The organism is Thiosulfativibrio zosterae (assembly GCF_011398155.1).
In the GTDB taxonomy this organism is placed as follows: Bacteria; Pseudomonadota; Gammaproteobacteria; order Thiomicrospirales; family Thiomicrospiraceae; genus Thiosulfativibrio; species Thiosulfativibrio zosterae.
On record NZ_AP021888.1, the window covers coordinates 290,222 to 307,395 of the forward strand.

15 protein-coding genes are annotated in these 17,174 nt (G+C 44.0%); all 15 read left to right on the plus strand.

Annotation, left to right across the window (positions count from 1 at the left end; translation table 11 throughout):
• The first annotated feature begins 32 nt into the window (after positions 1-32).
• The 15 genes from ccoO to THMIRH_RS01180 all read left to right on the plus strand — a co-directional run bounded on the left by ccoO (position 33) and on the right by THMIRH_RS01180 (position 17,106).
• On the plus strand, positions 33-866 hold the full coding sequence (gene ccoO, locus THMIRH_RS01110; RefSeq protein ID WP_173289938.1) for a cytochrome-c oxidase, cbb3-type subunit II: 834 nt from the start codon (positions 33-35) through the stop codon (positions 864-866).
• Positions 859-1,038 (plus strand): hypothetical protein, encoded by a 180-nt coding sequence (locus THMIRH_RS01115; protein WP_173289492.1) that lies wholly within the window; start codon positions 859-861, stop codon positions 1,036-1,038. The genes ccoO and THMIRH_RS01115 overlap by 8 nt, the downstream gene beginning before the upstream one ends.
• Positions 1,039-1,062: 24 nt before the next feature.
• A complete protein-coding gene (ccoP, locus tag THMIRH_RS01120) occupies positions 1,063-1,962 on the plus strand; it encodes a cytochrome-c oxidase, cbb3-type subunit III (RefSeq protein ID WP_173289940.1) in 900 nt (299 codons plus the stop codon).
• Positions 1,963-2,036: 74 nt separating this feature from the next.
• Entirely contained in the window at positions 2,037-2,192 is a 156-nt protein-coding gene (locus tag THMIRH_RS01125; protein ID WP_173289942.1) for a hypothetical protein, read from the plus strand.
• 189 nt (positions 2,193-2,381) lie between these two features.
• The gene (gene ccoG / locus THMIRH_RS01130; RefSeq protein WP_173289944.1) at positions 2,382-3,854 is read left to right on the plus strand and encodes a cytochrome c oxidase accessory protein CcoG; all 1,473 of its coding nucleotides are present in this window, start codon (positions 2,382-2,384) and stop codon (positions 3,852-3,854) included.
• A gap of 110 nt (positions 3,855-3,964) precedes the next feature.
• Positions 3,965-4,498, plus strand: coding sequence for a FixH family protein (locus tag THMIRH_RS01135; RefSeq protein ID WP_173289946.1), 534 nt, complete (start codon positions 3,965-3,967; stop codon positions 4,496-4,498).
• A gap of 8 nt (positions 4,499-4,506) precedes the next feature.
• A complete protein-coding gene (locus THMIRH_RS01140) occupies positions 4,507-7,017 on the plus strand; it encodes a heavy metal translocating P-type ATPase (protein WP_173289948.1) in 2,511 nt (836 codons plus the stop codon).
• A complete protein-coding gene (gene ccoS, locus THMIRH_RS01145) occupies positions 7,017-7,271 on the plus strand; it encodes a cbb3-type cytochrome oxidase assembly protein CcoS (protein ID WP_173289950.1) in 255 nt (84 codons plus the stop codon). The genes THMIRH_RS01140 and ccoS overlap by 1 nt, the downstream gene beginning before the upstream one ends.
• A gap of 127 nt (positions 7,272-7,398) precedes the next feature.
• The gene (locus THMIRH_RS01150; RefSeq protein WP_173289952.1) at positions 7,399-8,775 is read left to right on the plus strand and encodes a DEAD/DEAH box helicase; all 1,377 of its coding nucleotides are present in this window, start codon (positions 7,399-7,401) and stop codon (positions 8,773-8,775) included.
• Between the two features lie 90 nt (positions 8,776-8,865).
• Positions 8,866-9,951, plus strand: a complete 1,086-nt coding sequence (locus THMIRH_RS01155; protein WP_173289954.1) for an HlyD family secretion protein — start codon at positions 8,866-8,868, stop codon at positions 9,949-9,951.
• A gap of 8 nt (positions 9,952-9,959) precedes the next feature.
• Positions 9,960-11,738 carry an ATP-binding cassette domain-containing protein gene (locus tag THMIRH_RS01160; RefSeq protein WP_173289956.1) on the plus strand — a complete coding sequence of 593 codons (1,779 nt, stop codon included), beginning with the start codon at positions 9,960-9,962 and terminating at the stop codon, positions 11,736-11,738.
• Positions 11,725-12,879 (plus strand): ABC transporter permease, encoded by a 1,155-nt coding sequence (locus THMIRH_RS01165; RefSeq protein ID WP_173289958.1) that lies wholly within the window; start codon positions 11,725-11,727, stop codon positions 12,877-12,879. The genes THMIRH_RS01160 and THMIRH_RS01165 overlap by 14 nt, the downstream gene beginning before the upstream one ends.
• Positions 12,876-14,045 (plus strand): ABC transporter permease, encoded by a 1,170-nt coding sequence (locus tag THMIRH_RS01170; protein WP_173289960.1) that lies wholly within the window; start codon positions 12,876-12,878, stop codon positions 14,043-14,045. The genes THMIRH_RS01165 and THMIRH_RS01170 overlap by 4 nt, the downstream gene beginning before the upstream one ends.
• Before the next feature lie 200 nt (positions 14,046-14,245).
• The gene (locus THMIRH_RS01175; protein WP_173289963.1) at positions 14,246-16,417 is read left to right on the plus strand and encodes a methyl-accepting chemotaxis protein; all 2,172 of its coding nucleotides are present in this window, start codon (positions 14,246-14,248) and stop codon (positions 16,415-16,417) included.
• A gap of 161 nt (positions 16,418-16,578) precedes the next feature.
• Positions 16,579-17,106, plus strand: a complete 528-nt coding sequence (locus THMIRH_RS01180) for a hypothetical protein (protein WP_173289965.1) — start codon at positions 16,579-16,581, stop codon at positions 17,104-17,106.
• Positions 17,107-17,174 lie beyond the last annotated feature (68 nt).

A 17,174-nucleotide genomic window follows, 5' to 3' on the forward strand; every position in this document is an offset into this window, starting at 1 on the left:
TTTAGAAATTATGAGTTGAGGAGCAAAAACTCATGTCAGATCATAAAGACGGAAAATTAAATGTAATTGATTGGCTGGAAAAAAACGTATTTGCCTTTTTCATGGTAACTGCGTTAACAGTCTCAATTGCAGGTATTGTTGAAATTGTACCGTTGTTCTTCCTTAAAGAAGCAAACGACTTTACAGAAAAAACAGATAAATATGGTAACGCCAAAAACGAAAAATTCCCTGAGTTAATCTGGGAGCGTACATTTACACAAGATGCTGATGGCAAATTGGTTTCTGAGAAAGCTTTATACAAGCAAGATAAGAACGGTAAATGGGTGATTGGTGATTGGAAAGCGGGTGATGGTGTTCGTCCTTACACGCCTCTTGAATTAGCGGGTCGTGATATTTATTTGCGTGAAGGTTGTTATATTTGCCACTCGCAAATGATTCGTCCTTTCCGTGATGAGCGTGAGCGTTATGGTCATTTCTCTCTAGCAACTGAATCTATGTATGATCACCCAATGCAATGGGGCTCAAAACGTACTGGTCCAGATATGGCTCGTTTGGGTGGTAAATACTCAAATGAATGGCATGTTATGCACTTAACACGCCCTCAAGACATGGTTCCTGAGTCTGTTATGCCAGCATACCCTTGGTTGAATGAAAACAGCATCGAAAAAGATTTCTTCGGTACTGAGCGTAATATGTCAACGCGTTTGTCTGTTATGCGTACCCTAGGTGTTCCATATACCGATGAAGAAATTGCCAATGCCAATGAAGCGGTCAAAGGTTATACAGAGATGGATGCTCTTGTAGCTTACCTTCAGGTACTAGGCACAATGGTTAAACTAGACGATAGCAAGGCTTACCGTGAGTAAGATTCAAGAGTATTTCAGCACAGATTGGTCTGCTATGACAGGCCATGACTGGGTTGGACTAGTAATTACACTTTTGGTGTTTTTCGGAATGGCTTATACCTTCTACCGTGCGCTAAAGCCGAGTAGAAAGGAAGAGCTAGAAAAAGTAAAACACCAGATGCTGGAAGATTAAAAATTATTCTGAGGAGAATAAACTATGGCGCATCATAATCCATGGCCAGATGAAGGGAATACTGGACATATTTGGGATGAAGATTTAAGAGAGTTAGATAACCCAGCACCTTTATGGTGGATGTTGTCTTTCTATGCTGGTTTCGTGATGATTGTATTTTATGCAATCTACTACCCAACTATTCCATTAGCAGATTCTTACACTAAGGGTGTTGCGGGATGGACTCAGGTTGGTGAATACCATGAAGACTTCAAAGTTCTAAAAGATTGGAGACAGGCTAAGTTTGCTGATAAAGAAGAAAAGTTAGCAGCGCTTTCTGTTGATGAAATTTTAAAAGATGATGACCTAAAAGCCTATGCAGTTGCGACATCAAAGGTATTGTTTGGTGATTACTGTGCGGGTTGTCACGGTGCTGGTGGTCAAGGTAATCCTAACTTCCCAGTATTAGCTGATGATGATTGGTTGTGGGGTGGTAAGCCTGCACAAATTCAAGCAGCTTTAGTGAACGGTCGTGTTGGTAATATGCCAGCGAAAGGCATGATGGGTAACTTGAATGATCAAGAAATTGAACAAGTTGCTGATTATGTGATTGCCTTGTCAGAAGGTAAAGCAGACGATGCCGCATATGCAGCTGGTAAAGCAGTTTATGCAAAAGGTATGTGTTTAGCATGTCATGGTCCAGTGGGTAAACCTTTGGCTCCAGCAGGTGCTGCAAACCTTACTGATGGTATTTGGCGTTTCTCTGGTGATCGTGATGATGTTGTTGCGGTTATCAAATATGGTGTGAATGTTAAAAAAGCTGGAGAACTTATTCCAGGTACAAAACAAGCTTACATGCCATCTTTCAAAGAGCGTCTACCTAATGCAGATGTAAACATCAAACGCTTAACCGTTTATGTTCACGCTTTAGGTGGTGGTCAATAATCAAAAAAAGAGAGGGCGTAAAGCTCTCTTTTTTTATTCTTTCTATCATTAGACTCTAAAACTGGGAGAATTTTATGAATGATTTAAACAATGATTTCGTTCTTTGGATTTCACTAGGTGCTTTGGTTTTATCCATCGTTGCACTGGTGGGATTTGCATGGAAAGCAACACGCGGTATTGAAGGCTTGGAAAAAGGTAACGATACCGTTCCTCCTGTTGATAACAAGTAATTGTTAACTCAAGAAAGGCTTAGAAATAAGCCTTTTTTTTTAACTAAAAAATTCTTATTAACTTTTGTTATTTGGCTAAATGAAAGTTAAAAAGAATTTTATCATTAAGTATTAATAGAATCTGCTTATGCAGAACAAGATAATCTTATAGAATGTATGGAAACAAGTTAGTTATGCAAGGAAAGCATTATGTCTGATGAAAATAAAAAGTCCGGTTATAAAGATAACGGCCAAACCGGTTCATTGCTAGATGGGGTGGATACCGCTAATAAAAATCTCCAAAATATTGGTGTTGAGTTATTAACAGTCCATACAGAAGGAACTGTTCACGCCAAGCGAATGCCAGGAGCCTTTAGAACCGCTAAATGGGTTATTGCGTCTTTTTGGATTTCTCTTTTTGTGTTCCCTTATCTGCAATGGAATGGTCAGCAAGCGTTATTGTTTGATTTGGCTGAAAGACAATTTCACATCTTTGGTTTAACCATTCTGCCGCAAGACATTTGGGTGCTGGCGATTGGTTTATTGTTTGGTGGATTATTATTAGCCGCCTCTACAGCGGTTGCTGGTCGTGTTTGGTGTGGATACTTCTGTTTCCAAACAGTATGGACCGATGTGTTTACTTGGATTGAAGAAAAAATTGAAGGTCAACCTAACAAACGCGTCAAATTGGATAAAGAGCCAATTAGTTTTGCTAAGTTAAAATTAAAAATTCCAAAATGGATTGCTTGGTCTGCCATAGGTTTTTTAACGGCTTTCAGTTTTGTGGCTTATTTCGACCCAGCCATTGATTTATGGGTTCGTCTATTCTCATTGGAGTGGACATCGACCGAAACCACTGCAATTTTAAGTTTAACCGTAGCAACGACTTTCTTTGCTGGTTTCTTGAGAGAGCAAACCTGTATCGGTTTCTGCCCTTATGCCCGTATTCAAGGTGCAATGATTGACTCAGAAACCATCGTTCCCACTTATGATCAAGACCGTGGTGAACCTCGTGGCCGTATCAAACGCGTAAAACCTGGTGAAGAAGCCCCTGTATTGGGTGATTGTATTGACTGTAACTTGTGTGTGGCTGTTTGTCCGACAGGGGTTGATATTCGTAAAGGTCAACAGTTTGGTTGTATCACTTGTGGTTTATGTATTGATGCCTGTGACTCTGTAATGGAAAAAATTGACAAGCCAAAAGGATTGATTCGTTATGCGTCCTTAGCTGAATTTATGGGTAAGCCAACCGTACCTTTCTTAAAAAGACCGCGTGTATTGGTTTATACCGGGATCATGACTGTTGCGGCTGCTGTGTTGGTATGGGGTCTAGCGACTATGTCGCCCATAGATGTAAAAGTACTGCATGAAAGAGCGCCATTATTTGTTCAGATGTCTACTGGTGAGATTCAAAATAAATATGTGGTTAAAATCGTCAATAAATCTGCGGTGCCTATGACGGTGAATATTGTGGTTGATGGCGTAGATAATTTGGTTTATATCGCTGATCAAAACATTTCAGTACCTCCAGGAGATGTTGCGTCTTCTGTGTTATTGGTGAGATTACAAAAGAAAGAACTGACAGATGCGAATACGCCTATCAATATTCACATTCAAGATTCAGAAAATCCAGCCATTAAATCAACCTATACCAGTATGTTTATCGCACCAAAACCGCGTTAAAACTTTTAATACTACCTCAAGTTTTCTAAATTAACTTGAGGGTTCTTTAAGGTATAATCAAGCCTTTCATCAATGTCGATGAAAGGCTTTTTTGTTTGTGGAGAACGATTGTGGCAGAAGAAAAAATAGATACTCGTAATTGGAGCGTCGCTTGGAAGAATCCATTTGTCATAGGTTGGTTTGTGATTCTAACCGTGGTATTGGCGGTCAATTTTTTCATGGTGAGCATGGCGATAGTCACGGCTCCCGGTTTAACGGTTGAAGACTTCTATGCCAAGGGCAAAAACATTAACGAAATTATTGCCGCTAGAAAACATATGGAAAATCTTGGCTGGGAAATGAAAGTTGATTTACCCATTCTGGTTCAAAACAAAGAGCAAGCCGTGACAGTTACGGTTCTAGATGACAAAAAACAACCTTTAGTTGTCGATTCAGCAGAGTTTTATTACTACCGTCCATCTAACAAAGACTATGATGGTCAAGTGACCTTAGTAGCAACCTCCCAACCAGGTGTTTACACGGCTAATCTAAATTTGCCTTTAATGGGCAAGTACGATTTTATTGTTGAAATTTTTGCTAAGGGTGAAAAATTTAACATCGGCCGTTCCATCATGGTTCAATCAGCCAATCCTGCTGCGCAATAAAGGTCAGTATGCAAATTAGCTGCTTTCACTGCGGACAAGCCATTCCTGAAGGCGACTTAATTTTACGCCCTATTCAAAATCAACAGCGTGAGTTTTGTTGTCATGGCTGTGCCGGTGTTTGTGAAGCTATCTACGAAGCCGGTTTAGAAAGTTTTTATCAGCGGACACCTGATGGCGAATTGCTAGAGCCGCCGCCACCACCCAACAAAGATGTTGAATTTTATGATTATGATGAAGTTCAATCTCAGTTTGTGGGGGACTTATCGCAAAGACGCGAAATTACACTGATGTCTGAAGCCATTCATTGTGCGGCTTGTATTTGGTTGATTGAACACAGCTTGGCTAAAATTGACGGCATCTTATTGGCTAAAGTTAACTTTACCAACAAGCAAATCAAAGTGCGCTGGGATAACTCAGTTTTACCTCTTTCTAAAATCATCCAGGAACTCAATCGCATAGGCTATGACGCCACGCCTTATGATCCTTCGGCCAGTGATGCTGCCTTTAAAAAAGCCAATCGTGATTTACTCTATCGCCTGGGTTATGCCGCATTTGCCATGATGAATGTTATGTGGTTTTCAGTGGCCTTGTATGCGGGGGCAGATGAAGACAAAGAGTTTAGGCACTATTTCCATTGGTTAGAATTTTTCATCGCAACCAGTGTCATTATCTATTCTGCCAAACCCTTTTTTCAAGGCGCTTGGAGTTCTATTAAATCACGTAGTGTGGGGATGGATGTCTCTATTTCTTTGGGCGTTCTGACCACTTATTTTTACTCATTTTGGGTAACCATCGATATTAATCATCCTGGTAATGTCTATTTCGACACCATGATTGATTTTATTTTTCTGCTATTGATTGGGCGTTATCTTGAAGCCATTTCCAAAAACAAAGCCATCGATGCTACGCGTCGACTCATGGATTTACAATCAAAGATTGCGCGCTTTTTAAGCAGTGATGGCGAAGAACAAATCGTGCCGGTTCGTAAGCTGATGAAAGGGCAAATTGTATTGGTTAAACCCGGAGAAAAATTTCCGGTCGATGGCAAAGTTATCAAGGGCGAGGGTTCGGTTAACGAATCTATGCTAACGGGGGAGTCCAGAGAAGTCTTTAAACAAGTGGGTAGCTCAGTATCCGCCGGAACAATTAATATAGACAGCGCCTTTCAAGTTGAAGTTGTCGCGATTTTGCAAGACACAACTCTGGGCAAAATTGTTCATATGGTGGAGGATGCGCAGGGTTCAAAGGCGCCCATTCAATGTACCGCAGAAAAAATTATGCCCTGGTTTGTGTCGGTGGTCTTGGCTTTAGCGACCTTAAGTTTTGTGTATTGGATTTTCGCCGCCGACCTTGAAACCGCGATGATTGCGGCAACTTCAGTGTTGATTATTACCTGCCCATGCGCCTTTGGTTTGGCAACACCGATGGCGACCGCTGTCGCGGCAGGCGTTTCTGCACAAAATGGTATTTTGATTAAAAATGGCGCAGTCTTAGAAGTGCTTAATGACATTACCCATTTTGTGTTTGATAAAACGGGCACACTGACCAAAGGACAAATGCAGCTCAAAGGTAAAATCATTGTTGAAGGCAATGAAGAAGCTGAGGTTTTAAAAGTTGTTGCCTCAATAGAGTCTCAGTCTGAACACGCCTTAGCAAAAGCCTTAACGCAAGATATTTTAACGGACTACAAACATTTCAAACAAAACTTGTATGAAGTGGATGCCTTTTTAGCGCACGCTGGCAAAGGGGTAAGTGGTTCTATTCAGGGAGTAGCTTATCAAATTGGAACCGCCGCTTGGTTGACCGAGCAACAGGTGGCTTTACCGCAACACCTACTCGAACAAGCTGAAGCCGCCGCCGAGTTGGGGCAAACCAGTGTGTGGGTCGTGCAAAACAATCAAGTGATTGCAGTGCTGTTTTTAGTGGACGAAATTCGTGCCGATGCGAGATTATTAATTGATCGCTTGAAGGCGCAAAATAAAAAAGTCATTATTTTAAGTGGCGACCGTCAAAAAGTAGCTGAAAAAGTGGCTGAGCAATTGGGCGGTATGCAAGTCATCGCAGAAGTGCTGCCCCAAGATAAAAACCAAGTGATCCGCGATTTACAATCCCAAGGTCATAAAGTGGCCATGATTGGCGATGGTATTAACGACGCACCAGCTTTGGTGCGCGCGGATGTGGGTATCGCTTTGGGTTCTGGTACCGATGTGTCAGCCGACAGCGCCGATATCGTCTTGTTGAATGATGAATTGCTCGCCGTTGATACGGCCGTTGGCTTGTCTGCCAGAACGCTAAAAACCATTAAAGAAAACATTGCCAGCTCGATTATCTATAACGCGTTGTTTGTACCCTTAGCCATGGCGGCATTACTCACACCTTTAATTGCGGCAATCAGTATGCCTTTGAGCAGTTTGGTGGTGATTGGTAATGCTGCGCGCATCCGAACCTATTTCAATCCTAAAGCGGTTGCCAAACGCAATCAACTGCTTAAACAAAAAATGCAGCAAGGAGAACACTAATGGATGTGATCTATGGCTTAATTCCCATGATGTTATTGTTTGGGGTTTTAGTAGTGGCAGTATTTATTTGGATGGCCAAGACAGGACACTTTGATGATTTAGATGGCGCGGCGCACAGTATTTTTATGGATGATGATGTGCCAGCTCCCAAGCCTGAACCTAACAAAGAATCTCAAGTCAACGAATTCCAAGCTCAAGAAATCAATAACCCAGAAGCACAATCATTAAACGAACAAACCCCTCCGAAAGCCTAAAAAACTCCAAAACAGCTCTAAAAATAACCAGGCCTGGTTGTTTTTAGGCGGTTTTACACAATAAAAACCTGTTTAGAAAGCTTTTCCTGTAAGCTACCGCAAAATCAAATTAAACATCGAGAACTCCATGACATTTAACGACCTAGGTCTTTCCCCCAATATTCTCAGCGCCGTCACCGCTGAAGGTTATACGATTCCAACTCCAATCCAAGCCCAGGCAATCCCAGCCGTTTTAGGTGGCAAAGATATTATGGCCGCCGCACAAACTGGAACCGGCAAAACCGCTGGATTTACCTTGCCAATGTTAGAGTTGTTAATGAAAGGTGCTGGCGCTAAAAATAATCAAGCACGCGCCTTGGTACTCACCCCAACCCGTGAACTGGCCGCTCAGGTGGCAGACAGTGTGCAAACTTATGGCAAAGATTTACCGTTAAAATCAACGGTGGTATTTGGTGGCGTAAAAATCAATCCGCAAATGATGCGCTTGCGTGGTGGTGTGGATATTTTGGTCGCAACGCCGGGTCGTCTATTAGATCTTTATCAACAAAATGCCGTGAAGTTTGACCATCTTGAAATTTTGGTGCTGGATGAAGCCGACCGTATGTTAGACATGGGCTTTATTCACGACATTAAAAAAATCATGGCGCTCTTACCGAAGCAACGCCAAACCCTATTGTTTTCAGCGACCTTCTCGCCAGAAATTCGTCAGTTAGCCAAAGGTATCGTGAATAATCCGGTTGAAATTTCGGTGACGCCAGAAAACAGTACCGCCGAAACGGTTAGCCAAAAAGTGTATCCAGTGGATAAAAAACAAAAAACACCCTTGTTGATTAAATTGATTGGCGAGCACAATTGGTTTCAAGTGTTGGTATTTACCAAAACCAAACATGGTGCCAATAAACTCACCACCGAACTGGAAAAAGCCGGCATTTCAGCAGCCGCCATTCACGGTAATAAAAGCCAAAACGCTCGTACCAAAGCGCTTGCGGATTTTAAAGCCAACAAGATTCAAGTGTTGGTGGCCACCGACATCGCCGCGCGCGGCATCGACATAGACCAACTGCCGCATGTGGTCAATTTTGAACTGCCCAATGTGTCAGAAGACTATGTTCATCGTATCGGCAGAACAGGTCGTGCCGGTGCCAGTGGTGAAGCCTTATCATTGGTATGTGCTGATGAGTTTGATTTCTTAAAAGACATAGAGCGTCTTACCAAACAAGTCATTCCCCGTACACTGGTTCCTGGATTTGAGCCCACGCATCCATTGCCAGAGTCGGTGTTAGATTTGCGTCCGTTTAAAGCACCGCGCCCTAAAAAGCCAAAAGCGCCTAGAACAGAACACCATGATGGACAACGCTCCGGCGAAAATGCCCGTGGTCACCAACCTCGTTCAACCCGTGCGGGTGGGGCTGGTGGTGCAGGTGGCGCAAAACCACAAGGCGGTAATCCTCAAAATCGTAACCGTCGCCCAAACCCGAATCGTTCAGGTAACAAACCCGCTTAAGTTTGTAGCAACTCGTCAAAAGCGTTGAAAATCACACATAAGTTTTATTAAGTGCGACAATAGACTCAATGCTTTTTGCGAGGGATTTTCATGCAAACGCACACTAAAACCCGTTTAACGGTCGGCCTTTTGGCTGTCATAGCCCTACTACTTCTCACCAGCATCTACATCAATACCCGCTCAACCACGCCCGATCATCTGCTAAAGGTAAACGGACGAATCGAAGCCGAACACTATCTCGCCTCCACCAAGGCCGCTGGCAAAATTTTGCAAGTCAGCGCACAAGAAGGCGATTGGGTCAAAGCGGGTCAGGTGTTGGCAGTTTTAGACGATGCCCAAGTTCGAGCCAGAGTTACCCAAGCGGCTGCGGCTTATGGTGCGGTGTTAGCGCAATATAAAGCCGCCCAAACCGGATTGGAACTCCTAAAAAAACAAGTGCCTTTACAAGTCGCTTCTGCCCAAGCCACCGTCGATCATGCCAAAGCCATGCTCAATTCGGCGCAAGCCAGCAGCCTGCAAGCCAATAAAGATACCGAGCGTTATCGTCAGTTATACGCCAAAGGCACCATTGAAAAACATCAACTAGAAAGCAGTCAATTAAATGCCGAAGTCTTAAGGGATCAAGTTCAAGTGGCAGAAATGGCTTTAATTCAAGCACAAAAAGCCTTAGCCGAAGCAGATTTGGGCGATGACCAAGTCTTAGTGAAAACCGATGAAGTCGCCGCCGTCAAAGCCTTAACCTTGCAAGCCCAAGCCTCCTTAATGGAAGCCATGAGCGTGTTCGAGGACATGAAAATTACTGCCCCCATAGACGGCGTCATCACCAAGCGGCTGGTCAATGTGGGCGAAGTCGTTTCGCCAGGGTCTGGCTTATTCGACCTGGTGAATTTAGATGCGTTGTATTTAAAAGGCTATGTCGCCGAGAATCGCATCGGACAAATTCACCTCAATCAAAAGGCGGATTTAAAAGTGGATGCTTTCCCGAATCAAACCTTTGCTACTACGGTGACTTACATCGCATCGCAAGCCGAATTTACCCCTAAAGAAGTGCAAACTCAGGATGAGCGCGTTAAATTGGTTTATGCCGTTAAATTGTTGTTGGATGCCAATCCTGAGCATCGTTTAATGCCCGGCATACCGGCGGATGCTTGGATTAACTTGCCAGAATCTCACTAGGCATTGCCATGATTAAGGTCACCGACTTTTGTAAAACTTACGCCAAAAAAACGGCCGTTCAAGGCGTGTCGTTGCAAGTGCCCAAAGGTCAAATTTATGGGCTGATAGGGCCAGATGGTGCCGGTAAGAGCAGTTTGCTAAAAGCCATTGCCGGTGTGATGACCTATAACAACGGTGAAGTTTGGGTGGATGATATTCTGGTTGATTCAGAAGCCAGTGCCGAAAAAATCAAAGGGCGCTTAGGGTTTATGCCGCAAGGCTTGGGGCTTAATCTCTATCCTGAACTCAGTGTGGCTGAAAACATTCAGTTTTTTGGCGAACTGCGCGGCGTGCCAGCCAAAGAGTTAGACGAGCGTAAAGCACGCCTGTTAGAGATGACGCAACTTACTCAATTTGTCGATCGGCCGATGAAGTTTTTATCCGGCGGTATGAAGCAAAAACTGGGCTTGATTTGCACCCTCATTCATCGACCACCTCTAGTCATTTTAGATGAACCCACCACTGGGGTCGACCCCTTATCGCGGCGCGATTTTTGGACCATCTTGAATCAACTGGTTAAAGAGGAGCGGATTACCGCTTTAGTCTCGACCGCTTATATGGATGAAGCCAGTCGTTTTCAACAGTTGAGCATTTTGCATCAAGGTCAGGTGATTGCACAGGGCAGTGCGCAAGCGATACTAAAGCAACACCCAGGCTTTGCCATCGAGTTTCAAGTCGACGAGTCCTCTCATCAAATCACCCAAACCCTCAATGCGATAGCCTGCCAATTTGCACGGTTTGAGCGGCTAGGCAGTGTGTGGCGCGGTGTGTGTTTTCACGCCCAAGCCGATGCGCTCAGACAAGAAATCACGCACATGCTCAGCACTTTTCAACATCTGCCCAGTTGGCAGTTTGTGCCCTTAACCCTAGAGGATGTGTTTGTTGAATTATTAACACCGCAGTCGGATAAGGTAAAAAAGGCTAAAAAGGTTAAAGGCTTAACCGAACAGGTGCGGTTGCCATCAGCAACATCCTCGCTCAGTAATCCGCAAGTCTTAATCAAAGTGTCGGAGCTCAGCAAACACTTTAAAGAATTTGTGGCCGCAGACCAAGTCAGTTTTGAGGTAAAAGCCGGTGAAATTTTAGGCTTGTTAGGGGCTAATGGCGCTGGAAAATCCACGGTGATTAAAATGATTACCGGCATTTTGCCAGCCACCAGTGGCGATGCTGAAGTGGCAGGTTTGTCGATGCGCACTTCAGCGCAAGCCATTAAGCAACAAATTGGCTATATGTCGCAATCCTTTTCGCTCTATTTAGATTTAACCGTTCTGGAAAACATCCAATTATTTGGCCGCATCTATGGTTTAGGCAGCAAAGCCTTAAAGCAACGCTGCGATTGGGTTTTAAATATGGCGCAATTGCAAAAGGTGCAGGACGATTTGGTAAAAGATTTACCCCTTGGGCAACGCCAACGCTTGGCATTAGGCTGTGCGCTCATTCATGAACCCAAGGTGCTATTTTTAGATGAACCCACTTCTGGCGTTGACCCTTTAGGTCGTGCGAATTTTTGGCGCATTCTGGTCGATTTAGCCGAACAAATGCAGGTGGCGATTTTAATCACCACGCACTATATGTCAGAAGCCGAACATTGCCATCAGTTGGTGCTGATGCAAGCTGGGCGGGTAGTGGCACATGATTTTCCGCGTAATCTCAAACAGGCTTTGGCCACAGAGCGTCATCAAACGCATCTGCCCAGTTTAGAGGAGGTGTTTATTGCCCAATTGGAGTCGCATCATGCAAGTGTCTAAAGTGCTGACCCTAGCGCATAAAGAAGTGCTGGAAATCTGGCGCGACAAACTCTATTTAGTGATGGCGTTTGTGTTTCCGTTTATGTTGATGAATGTCTTGGGGTTTGGCTTGAGTTTTGATGTAGAGCATATGCCCTTTGCGGTGGTTGACTATGACCAATCGCAACTCAGCCGCGAATACAGTCACAAGCTCATGGATTCACGCTACTTTGATTATCAAGGTCATCTGGCACAAGAGCAGGATGCCGATGCCCTATTAAAGCAAGGCAAAATTCGCTTTTTATTGGTGATTCCACCAGAGTTTTCAAAACGCCTATTACAAGGTCAAGCGACGGCTGTGCAAGCGCAAATCGATGGCATGTTTACCTATCGTGCCAATGTGGTAAAAGGCTATATTGCTGCCATTAATGGCAGTTTTAACCAGCAACTTTTACAGACTTGGTTAGCTAAAAAACAAGGCATTTCGGCACAGCAGCTACAAGCTCTGTTGTCGCCGGTTACCTTAAAAACCCGTTATTTGTACAACAACGAACTCAAAAGTATCTGGTCAACCGGTTCAGGAATGTTGATGCTGATTATGTTAATGGCGCCAGCCATGTTGACGGCTTTGGGGGTGGTGCGCGAAAAAGAGTTGGGCAGTATTTATAATATTTACGCCTCAACACTCAGCAAAAGCGAATACATTACGGGCAAGCTGTTGCCCTATGTGGCGATTTCATTTATTAATTTGCTCATTTTAACTTGGGCAGTCTTGGTGTTTTTTGACACGCCGTTTAAGGGCAGTTTGTCTTTGTATTTGGTCAGTGGACTGTTGTATGTCACCAGTGCGGCGGGCATCGGATTGTTGATTTCAACCTTTGTGTCTTCGCAAGCGGCCGCGGCTTTGATTGCCATGTTGGGGACGATGATTCCCGGCATGATGTATTCAGGCCTCTTAATGCCGATTTCATCGATGAGTGGTGATGCGCAAATTCAGGCGCATTTGTTTCCAGGGATGTACGAGTTGCAATTGGTCTGGGGCACTTTTCTTAAAGGACAAGGCTGGCCAGAACTCTGGAGCAATGTCTTGGTGTTAGCGGCCTATGCTTTGGGGTTGTGGTTGTTGGCGGTGTGGCGCTTTAAAAAGCGGGTGGCCTCATGAGATCGACTGTGCAAGGGTTTCGTTTATGGTGGTCGCAAATTTTTGCGCTGACTCGCAAGGAGCTGTTGCAGTTTTCGCGGGACTGGATTTTGCTGTTGGCGGTGGTGTACTTTTTTACCGGCGAGGTTTATGTGGCTGGTGCCGGTATGACCATGGACTTAAACCATGCGCCCATTGCGGTGATGGACCATGACCGTTCCGCGGCATCTCGAGAATGGCTGGCGTTATTGCGTGCGCCTTATTATGAGATGAAAGGCAGTATTCAAACTCAGCAAGAGGCTTTGCAATTGTTAGACCAAGGCAAGTTGCTAGGGGTGATCGATATTCCGGCACACTTTCAAGAAAACCTGCTCAAACAACAACCCACCGATATTTTCTTTCAACTGGATGCCAGTAATGTCATGCTCGGCAATTTGGCCAGTAGTTACAGTGGATTGGCCAATGCGCAATTTAATCAAAATTGGCAGTTAAACCTGCAAAACCGCATTGCTGAGCAAACCCAGAAAATGCCCGTGGTCGAGTTGAATTATTCAGTGCTTTACAATCCCGCCTTACAAGATACTTGGTTTATGCCGATTTCAGAAATGATGACGGTGCTCACCTTATTAGGCTTATTTTTATCGGCAGCCGTCACGGTTAAAGAAAAAGAGCGTGGCACGATTGAGCAGTTGTCGATTACGCCCTTAACGCCGTTTCAGATTTTGTTCCCCAAAATCATTGCCGTGGAATTGATTTTGCTCTCAGGGGTTACACTCTCCTTGTTTGGCGTGATTATTCCGGCGTTTAATGTGCCGTTTCAGGGGAGTGTGGCGTTATTTTTTGCGGCGGCGGCTTTGTATATTTATGCCATCTCTGGGCTGGGGTTATTGATTGCTACGCTCAGTAAAAATCTCTCACAGGTGATGATGGTGTCTTTTTTAACCATGATGCCGATTTTATTGCTCTCAGGTGCTTGGACACCGGCCGAAGCCATGCCGGCATTTGAGCAAGCCTTGGTAGGCTTTTCGCCGCTCTATTATTTTATTGAAATGGGGTATGGCATTATTCTCAAAGGTGCGGGCTTTAGCGATCTTTGGCAAAGCTTTGGGTTATTGTTTTTGCTTGGAACCGCATTATTTCTATTGGGCATTTATGCCTTCAAACGCCAGTTTCAACAGTCTAGCTAGTCAGCTCTAGATGCGTGTTAAGTAATTGAAAAACTTAAATTTATACAGATAGTTGTTCGGGTGTTATGCGATAAGTGATTTTTCGCATTTTTATGTTTATTTACTTTATAAACATGATTTCAATCAAGTTATTCGCTTTCCAAACCTTCAAAGTTCCGTTTTAATAGATTCTTTTAATTTTATGTTTTAGAAGGTTTTTGATGTCGAATAACAAAGAATATGTGTTGCCAGATGACCTTGTCATCCTTTCAACATCGGATTTACAGGGTAATATCCTTGACTATAACGATGGGTTTCGTGAAGCCTCAGGCTATACAGATGCGGAATTGAAAGGTAAACCACACAATATTTTGCGTCATCCAGACATGCCCAAAGAAGCCTTCCAAGACTTTTGGCAAACCCTCAAAAAAGGCGATCCTTGGCAGGGCATGGTCAAAAACAAATGTAAAAACGGTGACTATTATTGGGTCATGGCCAATGCAACGCCGATTATCAAAAATGGCAAGGTGACAGGGTATTTATCGGTACGCTATCCTGGCACGCAAGCGCAAAAGCAACAGGCTTCACAGCTTTATTCTGACATTAAGGCTGGCAAAGCCGCTTTTCCGTGGACTAAAAAACAAAGCTTTATCCAAAAGTTTGCCTTACCAATCATTAGTTTGGTGTTAGGCGGCATTGCTTTTGCAGGTTTAGCCACGCAAGCGGATATGAATCCGGTCACAGGCCTATTCTTTTTAATGGCAATTCTGTCCTTTGTAGGCACCCTAGCCTTTATGATGCGTTCAAGTAACATCTCACCAAAATTACGCGCGGGCATTGAGAATATTGCCAATGGCGAGGTACAAAATGCCATTCCAGATGCTTCTGAAATGGGCTTTTTAATGAATATGGTGCGCTCGCGTGTGGCTGAATCAGAAGCCAAAAATTACGATGCCGCCAAGTCCGCTGCGATTTTAACAACAGCCATGAACAGCGCAAGTACCAATTTAATGGTGGCGGATGTGGACTTTAATATTAAAAGCATCAACGCATCACTTGCCGCCATGTTTTCTCGTAACGAAAAACAATTACAAACTGCTTTGCCTAATTTTAAAGCCAGCCAAGTGGTGGGTTCTAATATGGATATTTTCCATAAAAACCCTGCGCATCAGCGTCAAATGGTGCAAGGATTTAGAGAACCTTGGACTGGCGAGCTGAAAGTGGCAGGCTTGGTTTTAAAGCTCACTGTGGTGCCGATTATGCGTAATAAAGCCAAAATGGGCTATGTGGTTGAGTGGTATGACAGAACCGCCGAAGTTAAAAATATCAACGAAATTATTGATGTGCTTAAAAAGATTGAAGACGGAGATTTTAATTATCGAGTGCAAGTGCAACCCGGTGATTTAGAAGCCTTAGGTAAAGCCATTAATCAAACCATGACCACCTTAGGGGATGTGATGGGTGCTATCAGTGAAGTGGTGGCGGCGCAAGCGGCGGGCGATTTAACCCGTGAGTTGCCTTCTGGTGTTTATAAAGGGCAGTTACATGACTTAAAAAATGCCATTAACTATTCCAGTGCCAAAATCAAAGAAGTCGTTACGGTGGTGTTAGAAGTATCCAATGTGGTTTCGGGGGCAGCCAAAGAGGTTTATCAAGGTTCGACTGACTTAAGTAATCGCGTGCAACAACAAGCGGCAGCTTTAGAAGAAACCTCGGCAACCATGGAACAGATGAATGCACAGGTGCAAAGCAGCAGTTCTAATGCGCAAGAAGCCAGCAAAGTGTCTTCACAGGTGAAAGGCAAGGTGGATAAAGGTGTGGTGGTGATGCAGCAAACCATTCAAGCCATGCAAGCCATTGAAGAATCGAGTCATAAAATTTCAGAGATTGTTTCTTTGATTGATGGCATCGCTTTCCAAACCAACTTGTTAGCCTTAAATGCCGCCGTAGAAGCCGCCAGAGCCGGAGAGCATGGCCGAGGATTTGCCGTGGTGGCCGCCGAAGTGAGAAGTTTGGCACAAAAATCAGCAGAAGCGGCGAAAGACATTAAAGGCTTGATTGAAGAAACCGTGACGCGTGTCAATCAAGGTTCTAACCTAGCGAGCGAATCGGGCAGTATGCTCAATGAAGTGAATCAGTCAATAGATGCAGTGACTGCCATGATTGTGCAAATTGCACAAGCGGCCAGTGAGCAGGCTGCGGGCGTGCATCAGGTGCATCAAGCCATTTCTGATATTGATGGTGTAACGCAACAAAATGCGGCATTGGTTGAAGAAACCAGTGCGGCGTCTGAAAGTTTGCGTGATCAAGCGCATGAGTTAGAAAGAGAAATGTCTTATTTTAAAATTGATGCCAGATCTTTAGCCTTAACGAATACCCATAAAAAGCATTAATCTTAAGCCTTAAATTTAAACCATAAAAGGCAATAAATCTGCCAAAAATGACCAGGCCTGGTCATTTTTGCGTTAAATTTGGCTTGCTTGTCACCTGTAACGAATAGGGTTAGAATGCCAAGACATTATTTCGAAAATGCCAACTCAAAGGGGAGCAGAATATGCAGTTAAAGCAAGGTTTAATGATTTTGTTAGTTTCGATGACAGCTGTGGCACAAGCCGACTCAGACAAAACACCTTTTCCCATGCAACCCAGTTTTTGGACCGATCAAATGCGCCAAGGTGGCGGGGACAATTCTATTAAAGATCGTTTTAATTACAATGCCAAAGCTTGGAATGATTGGATTGGCAATGGCAATACCCGTTATCGCTTTTACGGCAATATGGATTTAGAAATGCAAATGGATTGGCTGGCCAAAATGCAAGCCGACCAAGCGGCCAGACAACAACAATCTAGACAGGCTTCTGCCAATATGGCGCGTGGGCAAGGGTTTAATGGGCAGCAGGGTTATTATGGTCAGCCTTATTACGGTCAGCCTAATTTTCAACCCTACACTGCTCAACCCAATGTTGCCCAAACTTATCCTGCGCCCAATTATGGCCCGGCTTATCCCATGCCATATCCCGCGCCTTATCAACCCATGCCGATGATGCCACCTCAAGCACCCAATCAAATGATGCCAAGATAGCCAATTAACTTAAGTTGGCGCTTTTGTTGTTACTTTTGATTGCTGTTGGTTAGGTGCACTTCGTTATA

Coding starts and splice junctions, on each gene's coding strand:
- THMIRH_RS01140 (WP_173289948.1), top strand. CDS start 4,507: ATGCAAATTAGCTGCTTTCACTGCGGACAAGCCATTCCTGAAGGCGAC.
- THMIRH_RS01170 (WP_173289960.1), top strand. CDS start 12,876: ATGAGATCGACTGTGCAAGGGTTTCGTTTATGGTGGTCGCAAATTTTT.
- THMIRH_RS01155 (WP_173289954.1), top strand. CDS start 8,866: ATGCAAACGCACACTAAAACCCGTTTAACGGTCGGCCTTTTGGCTGTC.
- THMIRH_RS01150 (WP_173289952.1), top strand. CDS start 7,399: ATGACATTTAACGACCTAGGTCTTTCCCCCAATATTCTCAGCGCCGTC.
- ccoG (WP_173289944.1), top strand. CDS start 2,382: ATGTCTGATGAAAATAAAAAGTCCGGTTATAAAGATAACGGCCAAACC.
- ccoS (WP_173289950.1), top strand. CDS start 7,017: ATGGATGTGATCTATGGCTTAATTCCCATGATGTTATTGTTTGGGGTT.
- THMIRH_RS01175 (WP_173289963.1), top strand. CDS start 14,246: ATGTCGAATAACAAAGAATATGTGTTGCCAGATGACCTTGTCATCCTT.
- THMIRH_RS01165 (WP_173289958.1), top strand. CDS start 11,725: ATGCAAGTGTCTAAAGTGCTGACCCTAGCGCATAAAGAAGTGCTGGAA.
- ccoP (WP_173289940.1), top strand. CDS start 1,063: ATGGCGCATCATAATCCATGGCCAGATGAAGGGAATACTGGACATATT.
- ccoO (WP_173289938.1), top strand. CDS start 33: ATGTCAGATCATAAAGACGGAAAATTAAATGTAATTGATTGGCTGGAA.
- THMIRH_RS01125 (WP_173289942.1), top strand. CDS start 2,037: ATGAATGATTTAAACAATGATTTCGTTCTTTGGATTTCACTAGGTGCT.
- THMIRH_RS01180 (WP_173289965.1), top strand. CDS start 16,579: ATGCAGTTAAAGCAAGGTTTAATGATTTTGTTAGTTTCGATGACAGCT.
- THMIRH_RS01160 (WP_173289956.1), top strand. CDS start 9,960: ATGATTAAGGTCACCGACTTTTGTAAAACTTACGCCAAAAAAACGGCC.